Source organism: Paraburkholderia caffeinilytica (genome assembly GCF_051027425.1).
In the GTDB taxonomy this organism is placed as follows: Bacteria; Pseudomonadota; Gammaproteobacteria; order Burkholderiales; family Burkholderiaceae; genus Paraburkholderia; species Paraburkholderia caffeinilytica_A.
Window position 1 is genome coordinate 1300664 of the sequence record NZ_CP186553.1, and the last position, 12138, is coordinate 1312801.

Here is a 12138-nt window from a genome sequence, read left to right on the forward strand (position 1 = left end):
ATGCGAATCAAGCGATACGTGCTATTGCCGCCCGCCGAGGGAGTTGATCATGCAAGCGAAGAATGAAGAAGCCGTCACGCACCTGCTGAACGATGTCTTCGAATTTGCGCGTGGGCGCTTACCCGAGCCGACCTTTAAAGTCGTCGAACCTTTCCTGCAGCACTACTACGATTTCGTCGACGCCGACGACCTGCAAAGCCGGGCGATTGCCGATCTTTACGGCGCGGCGCTCGCGCATTGGCAAACCGCTCAGCGCTTCGTGCCCGGCAGCGAACGGCTGCGCGTCTACAACCCGATACTCGAACAGCATGGCTGGCATTCCGATCACACGGTGATCGAGATCGTCAACGACGATATGCCGTTTCTGGTCGATTCGGTGTCGATGGCAGTCAACCGCCTCGGGCTCGCGCTGCATTCGGTCGTGCATCCGGTGTTTCGCATCTGGCGCGGGCCGGACGGCAGCATCGTGCGAGTGGGCCAGGGTGCTGAAGACGCCGCCGATACGCGCTCGCAGCTCGCTTCGTTCATTCACTTCGAAGTCGACCGTTGCGGCGACGCAGCGAAGCTCGACGCCTTGCGTGACGAGATCGCCAGGGTGCTGCGCGACGTGCGCGCCGCGGTGGAAGACTGGCCGAAGATCGTCGAACTCGCGCACGTTACCGTCAAAAGCATGAAGGCCGGCGAGGCGGGTCCGGAAGGTGTCGAGGCCCGAGCCTTCCTTGAATGGATGGTGGCCGATCATTTCACGTTTCTCGGCCAGCGCGACTATGAACTGATACAGCACGGCGCCGGCTTTGGTCTGCGCGCGGTACCGGGCTCCGGCCTCGGCATTCTGCGCGACGCATTGCGTCCCGCGGGCGCGGCCGAAGTCACGCCATTGCCACCGGCGGCGGCCGATATCATCTCCGGCTCATCGCCCATTTTCCTGACCAAGGCCAACTCGCGCGCGACGGTGCATCGGCCGGGCTATCTGGACTACGTCGGCATCAAGCTGACCGGCGCGGACGGCAAGGTGACCGGAGAGCGGCGTTTTATCGGCCTGTATACGTCTACCGCGTACCTGGTATCGGCTTCGGAAATTCCGATCGTGCGGCGCAAATGCGCGAACATCGTGCGGCGGGCCGGCTTCCTGCCGAAGGGTCATCTGGCCAAATCACTCGTGACGGTGCTCGAAACCTATCCGCGCGACGAACTCTTTCAGGCCGACGAGGACCAGCTCTACGATATCGCGCTCGGTGTGCTGCGTTTGCAGGAGCATCAGCGCACGCGTCTATTCGTGCGGCGCGACCGGTTCGACCGCTTCGTGTCGTGTCTGGTATTCGTACCACGCGACAAGTACAACACCGATATGCGGCAGCGCATTGCCAATCTGCTGGTCGATGCGTTCAATGGCGCAAGTGTCGAATTCACGCCGTTGTTGTCGGAGTCGACGCTTGCACGTATTCACTTCGTCGTGCATGCAAAGCCGGGCGGCATGCCCAATGTCGATACGCGCGAACTCGAAGCGCGGCTCGTCCAGGTCACGCGCCGTTGGCAGGACGATCTTGCCGACGCATTGCTCGACGCCTTCGGCGAGGAGCAGGGCAATCGCCTCCTGCAACACTATGCGGATTCGTTTCCTCCGGGGTATCGCGACGATTATCCGGCCCGTACCGCGGTGCGTGACATCGAACTGATTGAACGCGTGCAGGGCAGCGAGCGGCTCGCCATGAACCTGTACCGCCCGATCGAAGCCGGGCCGCGCGCGTTTCGCTTCAAGGTCTATCGTGCGGGATTGCCCATTGCCTTGTCGCGCAGCTTGCCGATGCTCGAACATCTCGGCGTGCGTGTGGATGAAGAGCGGCCTTATCTGATCGAAGCGCTCGGCGCCACGCCAGCGTGGATCCACGATTTCGGCCTCGAACTCGCGGACGATGCGGAGTTCGATATCGAACGCGTGAAGGACCTGTTCGAAGACGCGTTCGAACAGGTGTGGACCGGCGGCATCGAAAGCGACGATTTCAACCGCCTCGTGTTGCGCGCGCAACTGAATGCGCGCGAGGTGACGATTCTGCGTGCCTATGCCAAGTACCTGAGGCAAGTGGGGTCGACCTTCAGCGACGCCTATATCGAACGCGCGGTTACCGGCAATCCGGCGATTGCCCGCATGCTGGTGGAATTGTTCATTGCGCGCTTCGATCCGGCGCAGGGCGATACGCGCGAGGCGCGCGTCGAAGGCTTGCTGAAGACGATCGACAACGCACTCGATCAGGTGCCGAATCTCGACGAGGACCGGATACTGCGGCAATTCCTCGGCGTCATCAAGGCCACGCAGCGTACGAACTACTATCGCTTTAACGTCGACGGCCAGCCGAAGCCATATCTGTCGTTCAAATTCAATCCCGCCCAGGTGCCCGGTCTGCCTGAACCGAAACCGATGTTCGAGATCTGGGTGTACTCGCCGCGTGTGGAAGGCGTGCATTTGCGCGGTGGCCGTGTCGCGCGCGGCGGGCTGCGCTGGTCCGACCGGCGCGAGGACTTCCGCACGGAAGTGCTCGGGCTGATGAAGGCGCAGATGGTGAAGAACGTGGTGATCGTGCCGGTCGGCTCCAAAGGCGGCTTCGTCGTGAAGAATCCGCCGCCGCAGACGGAACGCGATGCGTGGATGCGTGAAGGCGTCGCCTGTTATCAGACCTTCCTGCGCGGCCTGCTCGATCTGACCGACAACCTCGCGGGCACGGCGATCGTGCCGCCGCCGGACGTGGTGCGGCACGATCCCGACGATCCCTATCTGGTAGTCGCCGCCGACAAGGGCACCGCCACCTTCTCCGACTACGCGAACGCCATTTCGCAGGAATACGGTTTCTGGCTCGACGACGCCTTTGCGTCGGGCGGTTCGGTCGGCTATGACCATAAGAAAATGGCGATCACGGCGCGCGGCGCGTGGGAGTCGGTCAAGCGGCACTTCCGCGAAATGGGCGTCGATACGCAAACAACCGACTTCACCGTGGTCGGCGTCGGCGATATGTCGGGCGATGTATTTGGCAACGGCATGCTGCTGTCTCCGCATATCAGACTGGTTGCCGCGTTCGATCATCGGCATATCTTTCTCGATCCGAATCCGGACCCAGCGGTAAGCCTTGCCGAACGCGGGCGGCTTTTCATGCTCGACCGGTCGAGTTGGGCCGACTACGATCCGTCGTTGATCTCGGCAGGCGGCGGCGTGTTTCCGCGCACCGCCAAGACGATTCCATTGTCTCCCGCCGTGCAATCGGTACTCGGGATCAGCGCGCCGGCGCTCGCACCCGCTGAATTGATGCGCGCGATTCTGCAGGCGCCCGTCGATCTGCTTTACAACGGCGGCATTGGCACCTACGTGAAGGCGAGCCGTGAAACGCATCTGCAGGTCGGCGATCGCGCCAACGACGCGATTCGCGTCAACGGCGCCGATCTGCATTGCAAGGTCGTTGCGGAAGGCGGCAATCTCGGCCTGACGCAACTCGGCCGCATCGAATTCGCGCAGCGCGGCGGCCGCATCAATACGGATGCGATCGACAACTCTGCGGGTGTCGACTGTTCGGATCACGAGGTCAACATCAAGATTCTGCTGGGGCTGGTCGTCTCCGACGGCGAAATGACCGAGAAACAGCGCAATGCGCTGCTCGCGGAAATGACCGACGAGGTCGGCCTGCTCGTGTTGCAGGACAACTATTACCAGACTCAGGCGCTTTCGATTGCGGGCCGCTTCGGCGTCGAATTACTCGATGCCGAAGCGCGGTTGATGCGCTATCTCGAACGCGCGGGCCGGCTCAATCGCGTGATCGAGTTCCTGCCGACCGATGAAGAAGTCGCTGAACGCCAGGCCGCGAAACAAGGGCTGACCACGCCCGAGCGCGCCGTGTTGCTTGCCTATAGCAAGATGTGGTTGTACGACGCATTGCTTGAATCGTCGATGCCGGAAGATCCGCTCGTCAGCGACATGCTGATCGAGTACTTTCCGAAGCCGTTGCGGCAGCGCTTCAGCGAACCGATGCAACGCCACCCGTTGCGGCGCGAAATTCTGGCGACGCATTTGACCAACGCGTTGGTGAATCGCGTGGGCTGCGAGTTCGTGCATCGCCTGATGGAAGAGACCGATGCGCAGCCCGGCGACATTGTGCGGGCCTGCATCATGGCGCGCGACGTGTTCGATCTCGACGACGTGTGGCGCAATATCGATGCGCTCGACAACCGTGTCGCCGACGATGTGCAGGCGCGCATGTTCGTCGAAGTGGCGCGGCTCGTCGAACGCTCGGCGTTGTGGTTCCTGCGGCAATTGCAGTCGGGGGCGGTCAGTAGCGGTGACGTCGCCGGCTTGCTGGCGCGCTGCCGCGACGCGGCGCAACGCCTTGCACCGCAATGGCCCGCGCTGCTGCCGAGCGCCGATCTCGATGCACTGTCCGAGCGGCAACGCGCGCTCGTAGACGCCGGTGTGGATAGCGAACTGGCGGTGCGAATCGCCAGCGGCGAAATCTCGGCGGCTTTGCTCGACATCGCCGAGGTGGCGTCGACCTGCGGGCGCAGTCTCGAACTCGTGGCGGGCGTCTATTTCGAACTCGGTACGCTGCTGAACTACGGCTGGATCAGCGAGCGCGCGGCCGCACTGCCGGCGCCCACGCACTGGGACATGCTGGCGCGCGCCACGGCGCTGGCCGAGCTCGCGCGGCTGAAGCGCGCGTTGACGACAAGCGCGCTGGCCGGTGCGGACGATGCGTCGACGCCGGATGCACTGGTTCAGACGTGGCGAGACAGGCGCGCCGCGCAACTGGAGCGTTATACGCGCCTGCTTGCCGACCTGCGGGCCACGGGCGGCGCGAGCCTGTCGATGCTGCTGGTGATCGTGCGGGAGATGGCCGCGCTCGAAAGGGCCTAGCACGACAGAGCGTGAGAGAGGGCGGATGCATGGCATACGTCATGGAACACGGCGCAAAACAGCGCCGGGGTTGGACGCATGCGGTCTGGCATGCCCATAATACGGACCATTGCCAACCGAAAACGCGCTGCACACTCACGGACCCTCCCCACGACGATGAAAGAAGAATCGCCGAAAGCCATTTTCTATGCGCTCGCCGCCAACCTCGGCATCGCTATCTGCAAGTTCGCCGCTGCCGCCTTCACCGGTTCCGGCTCGATGTTCGCCGAAGCCATTCACTCGACCGCCGACTGCGGTAACCAGCTGCTGTTGCTATTCGGCTTGCGTGAAGCGCGCAAACCGGCGAGCCCGTTGCATCCCATGGGCAGCGGCCGCGAAATCAATTTCTATTCGTTGCTGGTAGCGTTGCTGCTGTTTTTTGTCGGCGGCGCGTTTTCAGTGTACGAGGGCGTGCATCGCCTGTTTGCGCGTGAGCCTTTGCAGTATGCGTATGTGGCGCTCGTCGTACTCGGCGTGTCGGTCGTGCTCGAAGCGCTTTCATTGTGGGGCGCGGTGAAGGAAATCCGCAAGACGCATCCCGACAAAAGCATGTGGCGCTGGTTTCGCGAAACGCGCGAGTCGGAATTGCTGGTGGTGGCAGGCGAAGATATCGCTGCGCTCGCGGGTCTCGCGATCGCCTTCGTCGCCGTGCTGCTGACGATGGTGACCGGCAATCCCCTCTATGACGCATTGGGCTCCATCGGCGTTGGTCTGTTGCTGATGGTGATTGCGTGGCTGGTGGCGCGCGAAGTGAAGTCGATGATCGTCGGCGAATCGGCGGGACCGGAAGTGCGCCGCGCGATCGAGGCGCATCTGCGCGGCCGATCCGAGATTCGCAGCATTATCAACATGATTACGCTGCAATGGGGCCGCCACGTGGTGGTGGCGGTGCAGGCGGAAATGATCGACTATGCGAGCGGCCGCGCGATGGTCGATGCGATCAACGTGATCGAAGCGGACTTGCAGGCTGCTTTTCCGCAAGTGCGCTGGGTGTTTTTTGAACCGGACGTGCCGCGGATCTGATGCGCTGTCGTGCTGCCTCGTGGGTACGTCCGGTCTGTCTTGGGGCTGGTGAATTCCGCGTGGGTCTCTCCTTATGTGTCCGCTGACCGATGCATTTGCCGCTTATTTGAAGCCGGTCACCGCATGCGGCACATACAGTTCTTCAAGCTGGTGGATTTCGTCCGCGCTCAGGTTCAACGACAGCGCCGCGACCGCATCGTCCAGGTGATGCAGTTTGGTCGCGCCGACAATCGGCGCGGTGATCGGCTTCTTCTGCAGCACCCAGGCCAGCGCGACTTGCGCACGCGGCACACCGCGTTCTTTGGCAATCTGGCTGACTCGCTCCACGATCCGGCGATCCGCGTCTTCGGTATGCGCGTACAGCGTGCGGCCGAATTCGTCGGTCTCGGAGCGGGCGCTCTCGGTGTTCCAGTCGCGCGTCAGGCGCCCGCGTGCCAGCGGGCTCCACGGAATGACGCCAATGCCTTCGCTTTCGCATAGCGGCAGCATTTCGCGCTCTTCTTCGCGGTACAGCAGGTTCACGTAGTTCTGCATCGTCACGAAGCGCGTCCAGCCATTGCGTTCAGCCACATGCAACGCCTTGGCGAACTGCCAGGCATACATCGACGATGCGCCGATATAACGTGCCTTGCCTGCCTTCACGACGTCGTGCAGCGCTTCCATGGTTTCTTCGATCGGCGTGTCGTAGTCCCAGCGGTGGATCTGATACAGATCGACGTAGTCCGTACCGAGCCGCCGCAGGCTGTTGTCGATTTCCGCCATGATCGCCTTGCGCGAGAGGCCCGCGCCGTTCGGGCCCGGATGCATGCGGCTATTGACCTTGGTTGCCAGCACAATCTCGTCGCGCTTCGCAAAGTCCTTCAGCGCGCGGCCGACGATTTCCTCGCTGGTGCCGTCCGAGTAAACGTTGGCGGTATCGAAGAAATTGATGCCGTGGTCGAGCGCCTGCTTGATGAAGGGGCGTGCCGCTTCATCGTCGAGCGACCAGGGATGGGTGCCGCGAGCGGGCACGCCGTAGCTCATGCAACCGAGACAAAGACGCGATACATCGAGGCCGGTGCGGCCGAGTTTCACATAATCCATCGTGATGCTCCTGTATTGAACGGTACAAACGCGGTGCGTGCTGACGGTCCTCCATTATAGGAAGGGACGCGTCGGCGTGCTGAGGGGCCGACGGGCAGATCAGACGCCCGGTTCGGCGGGGCCAGCAGCGACGTATGAAATGCGGTAACACGTAGTGGAAAATAATTTCTTCGCATCTATACTTCTTTCGGCTTGAAAGCAGTCCCTCTCCCAATATGCATCACAAGCAAAAAGGAAGGATCACGATGCTGACTCGCACACTTGGTGCAATTTCCGCCATTGCACTCGCGGCTTGCGCCGCCTTCACGCCTGGCGCTGCCAGCGCCGACGACAACGACGGTGGCTCGCAAGGCGACGGCGGTTCGCACGGCCGGCCGGTCAAGGTGATGATCATTTCGATGTTCGGGCCGGAGGGGCAGGTGTGGCTCGACCGGCTGGGACCATGGCGTGACATTCCGGTCGACGGTCTCTCTCCCGATTACCCGACGGTTCATTGCAACAAGCAGGATGTGTGCGTCATGACCACCGGCATGGGGCATAGCAACGCTGCCGCGTCGATCATGGCGCTGACTTTCTCGCCGCGTTTCGATTTGCGGCATACGTACTTTATGGTGGCGGGGATTGCCGGCATCGATCCGCAGCAGGGCACGGTCGGGTCTGCTGCGTGGGCGAAATATCTGGTCGACTTCGGGATTCAGTGGGAGATCGACGGGCGGGAGATTCCGTCTGGCTGGAATACCGGGTACCTTGGGATCAACACGACGAGTCCGACGGACAAGCCGCCGCTTGACTACCGGACGGAGGTGTTTCAGTTGAATACCCAGCTTGCCGACTCGGCGTTTGATTTGTCGAGGAGCGTTGTGTTGTCGGATAGCGCACAGGCGCAGGCGGCGCGGGCCAAGTATTCGTATGCGCCGGCGAATCGGCCGCCGACTGTTATTCAGTGCGATACGCTGGCGGGCGATACGTGGTGGTCAGGCACGCTGCTTGGGCAGCGGGCTCGGGATTGGACGAAGATTCTGACTGACAACAAGGGGGTTTATTGCACCACGCAGCAGGAGGATAACGCGACGTATGAGGCGCTTAAGCGCGCGGCCTCGGTGCATAAGGTCGATTTGAATCGCGTTGCTGTGGTGAGGGCGGGGTCTGATTTCGATCGGCCTTACGATGGGCAGACTAGTGCGGATAATTTGCTTAACTATGCTGCGCAAGGGGGCTTTACGATTGCTATTGAGAATTTGTTTAGGGCGGGGAATCCGCTGGTGCAGGATATTGTGACGCATTGGGGGGAGTGGCGGGAGGGGGTGCAGAAGAGGTAAGGTTTTTTTGCCTGCGGCGGGTGTTCGTTTGTTTGTTTGCCTACGGCACTAGGGTTTGCTTGGTTTTTTGCGTGCTCGGTGTGGTTTTCTGTGCGCTTCTGGCGTTGGCTTTTTCTTGATCTGAATTCTTTGGTTTTTGGCCTTTCCTTGAATTCTTATTGGTCTATTAGCGTCGCCCCTGTGCGGGGCAGGCACCTACTTTTCTTTGCTTGCCGCAAAGAAAAGTAGGCAAAAGAAAGCGGCTCAAACCGCTAACTTCTAAGCGGGTCCCCCGCGCAGTCACGGTAGTGGTGCATCTGGAATCCGTGTTCTCGCACATTCGGCATGAGTGACAAAGCACTCATCCGCTCCCACTTCGCACTGCGTGCGTCGTGGATGGGTCCGCCAAGGAAACCTAGAGCTTCGTTTGAGCGTGGTGGGGGCCATCGGCTCCGCCTCGGCAACGACAGAGTTGCATGGGAAACCAGCAGCTTCGTTTGGATGCAACGGGAACCATCCGCTTCGCCTCGGCAACAACGGGGTTGCGTGGGAAATCACCGGCTTCGTTTGAATGCAGCGGGAACCATTGGTTTCGCCTCGGCGGGGTCCCGAATGAAGCACGAGTGCAAAAACACGGTGGTCGGTTCTATGAAGTGCGCTTCGGCGCGCGCAACGCCGCCGGAAGAATGACTGCCTTGTCACGAACGTCGAATGCGCGAGGGCACAGACTCCAGATGCACCACTACCGTGACTGCGCGGGGGACCCGCTTAAAAGTTAGCGGTGTGAGCCGCTTTCTTTTGCCTACTTTTCTTTGCGGCATGCAAAGAAAAGTAGGTGCCTGCCCCGCACAGGGGCGACGCTAATAAACCAATAAGAATTCAAGGAAAGGCCAACGCCGCAGGCGACCAGACAATAAGCGCCAAGCAGGCAAACAACCCAAGCACCCCAAGCACCCCCGCTGCCGTAGGCAAACAAACGAACAAACGAACACCCGCCGCAGGCAAAAAACCTAACCTTCTATCGCCCCAACGCCCGATAAGGCGTCCACACAGGCGTATCCACATCCCAATCATCAAGTTCAGACGGTGTCATAACAAGCTCCTTTGTAAAGAGTGCAAACAACCCGCCACGATGAAAATTTCTTTTGGAAACCGAATCATCGCGGCGAATTCGCCTTACTGCCCATTGGCGACACGCGTAACGTCGCCACTCGTCCCTTCCTGCAATGCAATACGCGCAGCCTGCGTCTGACCAATCAGACCTTTGTTCGGATACGACGTCCGATTCAACGCAGGCAGCGAACCGTCACGATACGCCGCGACCAATTCGGCCTTAACTTCAGCACGAGTCTTGCCGCCTGTAGTCGGCGCAGGTTGCGTTTCGTATGTGCCGGCATGGCCGATTCCACCGCCATTGCTTTGAGCAAACACCGGTGCGCTGGCAAGCAGCGAAAGAGCCAGACCTGCTAAGAGATTGCGTTTCATGATTCACTCCTGTCGATTCGTTTGCAGCGCGAGGAGCGCCGCGACAGGGTGAAATGTAGACTTCGAGGTGACTCGGATAAATCGCACTTTCGCGAAATGAATTGTCGCGATTCCGGAACAATCGCCGCAACGTGCACGACTCCCGGACAGCTACACGGCAACCACTGGGCAACAGCGGGGCAACAGCGAGGCAACTTCGCGATCACCGCGGCATTAGAGCCGCGGTTGGAATTCACTGTTCCAGATTCTGTACTTCAATTCACGCGATTCAGGCGACCCACTCCGTTATTACCGGTGTATCGAGCGTCGGAGCAGATTCGCGTTCTTCGAAAGTACGCTTCGTGCACATCGCGTCGAGACTGCCGCGTCCGCTCAGCAACGGGCAGCGGTCGAACAGCTCCGCGATCCAGTCTACGAAAACACGGACTTTAGGCGACAGATGCCGACTGTGCGGATAGACTGCGGAAATCGGCATCGGCAAAGGTTTCAGCTCCGGCAGCACTTCAACCAGCTGGCCCGAACGCAGATGCGGCAACACCATGAAGAGCGCCGGCTGAATCAGGCCGAAGCCTTCCAGCCCGCAAGTTACGTAGGCATCGGCGTCATTCACCGACACAATGCCCTTCATCTTCACTTCAATTTCTTTGCCATCAACCATGAAGGCCCAATCGATCGTGCGCCCCGTGCGGCTAGAAAAATAATTCACTGCTTTGTGATTCTCGAGGTCCTCGAGCGAAGCCGGCATGCCCGCGCGCTCGATGTAGTCGGGGGCCGCGCACGTCACGCCCTCGAACAAACCGATGCGCCGCGCCACCAGCGACGAATCCTGTAGCGCACCCACACGTACCACGCAATCCACGCCTTCCTGCAACAGATCGACGGGCCGGTCCGTCAATCCGAGTTGCAGGTCGATGTCCGGGTAGCGCGTGTGGAATTCACACAGCGAAGGGATCACCAGCAGGCGCCCGATCGATCCCGGCATGTCGATGCGCAACTTGCCATGCGGCTTCTTGTTGCCGCTCTGGAAGCTGGCCTCGGTTTCTTCGACGTCCGCGAGAATGCGCACGCAGCGCTCGTAATACGCCGCGCCGTCCGGCGTGAGCGACAAACGCCGCGTGGTCCGGTGCATCAGCCGCGTGCCGAGGAACGCTTCGAGGTTCTGAATGATGGTGGTAACCGATGCGCGCGGCAGGTCGAGCGTTTCCGCCGCACGAGTAAAGCTGTTGGTGTCGACGACGCGCGTGAACACTTGCATGGCCTGAAGCCGGTCCATTGCAAACCTCCAAAGGGGCGGGCGCACTGAGCAGGAATCGAATCCGCAGAGCAATCGCATTCGATTGTTCAGGGGCGCCGAATTGTGTTGCCGGATTATAGGCATTTATTTACGAGTCTGCTGAACCCACAATTCGCACCATTGAAGTTCTATGCGCATTGCGCGGCTCGACATGGATGCATTTAAACCGCCGTACTCCTTTGTGCCCGCCGGCAGCGGCCTGGCACAGGCAGACAGCACGGCACTCGACGTTACTGACGTGCAGATCGAAGGGCACGCACAGGACATCACGTTGCGTTTGTACCGGCAGCCACAAAAAACCGCACTGCCGGTACTGCTTTATTTCCACGGTGGCGGTTTTACGAAGGGCTCGATCGAGCAGGCTGAGTACGCCGCCCGTTATTTCGCAGAACACTTACCGGCGCTCGTCGTTTCGGTCGGTTATTCGCTGGCGCCGCAGTTTCCGTTTCCGGCGGCGCCCGAAGACGCACATCGCGCGGCGCTCTGGGTGCAGACCAGAGCCCGTGCGTTTGGCGGAAACAGCGGGAAGATTGGCGTGGCGGGGCACGATGCGGGCGGCCAGTTGGCCAACTGCCTCGCTTTTATCGCGCGGGACCGCGGCGACGTGCGTATTGCCGCGCAAGCGCTGTTTGGACCGATGCTGGATCCAAGCCTGACGCGCCTCGGCGACGAGCGGCGCCTGAGCTCGGACATTACCGCGAAGGAATGCGCGGCGTGTTATCGCGCGTATCTGCCGCAAGCGTCGCAACGCATGCATCCGTATGCCGCGCCGCTCGAATCGTCGCGCCTCGCGGGCCTGCCGGCCACGCTGATCGCGACGGCGCAAAACGATGTGCTGCATGTGGAAGCGGAGAAATACGCGAGCAGTCTGATCGACGCGGGTGTGCTGACCCAGGTGGTCCGCTATCCCAGCGTCTCGCACGCCGCGTTGGCCGACCATCCGCCTGCATTGCAGGAAGCAGTGCGATTTTTTCAGTGGCGCTTCGATGCGCGCGCTCATCGCTGAGACAGAAATAAGCAGAACT

7 protein-coding genes are annotated in these 12138 nt (G+C 60.9%); 4 read left to right on the plus strand and 3 right to left on the minus strand.

Annotated elements, in window-relative coordinates; translation table 11 throughout:
• Positions 1–49: 49 nt before the first annotated feature.
• Both ACOSV0_RS26330 and ACOSV0_RS26335 read left to right on the plus strand, forming a co-directional pair.
• Complete coding sequence (locus ACOSV0_RS26330; protein WP_434115063.1) at positions 50–4891, plus strand: NAD-glutamate dehydrogenase; 4842 nt, start codon at positions 50–52, stop codon at positions 4889–4891.
• A gap of 156 nt (positions 4892–5047) precedes the next feature.
• Positions 5048–5953: a cation diffusion facilitator family transporter gene (locus ACOSV0_RS26335; protein WP_434115065.1), complete on the plus strand. Its 906-nt coding sequence runs from the start codon at positions 5048–5050 to the stop codon at positions 5951–5953.
• 102 nt (positions 5954–6055) lie between these two features.
• On the opposite strand, the gene ACOSV0_RS26340 is transcribed toward ACOSV0_RS26335, so the two are convergent.
• Positions 6056–7036, minus strand: a complete 981-nt coding sequence (locus tag ACOSV0_RS26340) for an aldo/keto reductase (protein WP_434115067.1) — start codon at positions 7034–7036, stop codon at positions 6056–6058.
• Positions 7037–7281: 245 nt separating this feature from the next.
• On the opposite strand from ACOSV0_RS26340, the gene ACOSV0_RS26345 reads away from it, so the two are divergent.
• Complete coding sequence (locus ACOSV0_RS26345; RefSeq protein ID WP_434115069.1) at positions 7282–8355, plus strand: purine-nucleoside phosphorylase; 1074 nt, start codon at positions 7282–7284, stop codon at positions 8353–8355.
• 1155 nt (positions 8356–9510) lie between these two features.
• Here ACOSV0_RS26345 and ACOSV0_RS26350 read toward each other — a convergent pair.
• Together ACOSV0_RS26350 and ACOSV0_RS26355 are read right to left on the minus strand one after the other, a co-directional pair.
• Positions 9511–9819, minus strand: a complete 309-nt coding sequence (locus ACOSV0_RS26350; protein ID WP_434115070.1) for a DUF4148 domain-containing protein — start codon at positions 9817–9819, stop codon at positions 9511–9513.
• Between the two features lie 268 nt (positions 9820–10087).
• The gene (locus ACOSV0_RS26355) at positions 10088–11092 is read right to left on the minus strand and encodes a LysR family transcriptional regulator (protein ID WP_408215396.1); all 1005 of its coding nucleotides are present in this window, start codon (positions 11090–11092) and stop codon (positions 10088–10090) included.
• A 172-nt stretch (positions 11093–11264) separates the two neighbouring features.
• On the opposite strand from ACOSV0_RS26355, the gene ACOSV0_RS26360 reads away from it, so the two are divergent.
• Positions 11265–12119, plus strand: a complete 855-nt coding sequence (locus ACOSV0_RS26360) for an alpha/beta hydrolase (RefSeq protein WP_434115072.1) — start codon at positions 11265–11267, stop codon at positions 12117–12119.
• Positions 12120–12138 lie beyond the last annotated feature (19 nt).

Bases quoted from the DNA above. Each gene is read 5' to 3' on its own strand.
- ACOSV0_RS26335 (WP_434115065.1), top strand. From the start codon at position 5,048: ATGAAAGAAGAATCGCCGAAAGCCATTTTCTATGCGCTCGCCGCCAAC.
- ACOSV0_RS26350 (WP_434115070.1), bottom strand. From the start codon at position 9,819: ATGAAACGCAATCTCTTAGCAGGTCTGGCTCTTTCGCTGCTTGCCAGC.
- ACOSV0_RS26360 (WP_434115072.1), top strand. From the start codon at position 11,265: ATGGATGCATTTAAACCGCCGTACTCCTTTGTGCCCGCCGGCAGCGGC.
- ACOSV0_RS26355 (WP_408215396.1), bottom strand. From the start codon at position 11,092: ATGGACCGGCTTCAGGCCATGCAAGTGTTCACGCGCGTCGTCGACACC.
- ACOSV0_RS26340 (WP_434115067.1), bottom strand. From the start codon at position 7,036: ATGGATTATGTGAAACTCGGCCGCACCGGCCTCGATGTATCGCGTCTT.
- ACOSV0_RS26330 (WP_434115063.1), top strand. From the start codon at position 50: ATGCAAGCGAAGAATGAAGAAGCCGTCACGCACCTGCTGAACGATGTC.
- ACOSV0_RS26345 (WP_434115069.1), top strand. From the start codon at position 7,282: ATGCTGACTCGCACACTTGGTGCAATTTCCGCCATTGCACTCGCGGCT.